Raw genomic sequence first — 299 nt, 5'->3', positions numbered from 1 at the left:
AAGCCTGCCAGCACGATAGTCCTCGATATCCTTGAGAATCCCGTACTCGTACTCGAAACGGTCGATAGCTTCTTGCAGGGCTTCGTTAATCCACCTCTTTCGCGAGAGCGTCGCGGAGAACATCAGGCGCGGCAGGCCGGGGGCGACCGACGACGAGGTGGTCGAGGCCGCGAAGGCCGCCCAGGCGGACGCGTTCATCAGCAGCCTTCCCCATGGCTACGCCACGGTAATAGGCTCCGAAGGCGTGTACCTGTCCGGCGGCGAACAGCAGCGGATAGCCATCGCGCGCTCGATCATTT

Annotated in this window: 2 pseudogenes; one reads left to right on the top strand and one right to left on the bottom strand. The window is 62.2% G+C overall.

Annotated elements, in window-relative coordinates:
* Nucleotides 1–135, bottom strand: a pseudogene (locus NE591_RS14540) (antitoxin); the annotation flags it as partial.
* Between NE591_RS14540 and NE591_RS14535 the strand changes: the two are divergent.
* A pseudogene (locus NE591_RS14535) lies at nt 92–299 on the top strand (ABC transporter ATP-binding protein); the annotation flags it as partial. The pseudogenes NE591_RS14540 and NE591_RS14535 overlap by 44 nt on opposite strands.

Source organism: Adlercreutzia sp. DFI.6.23, assembly GCF_024462535.1.
GTDB classification, from domain to species: domain Bacteria; phylum Actinomycetota; class Coriobacteriia; order Coriobacteriales; family Eggerthellaceae; genus Adlercreutzia; species Adlercreutzia rubneri.
This window is presented reverse-complemented; position numbering and strand designations above follow the sequence as displayed.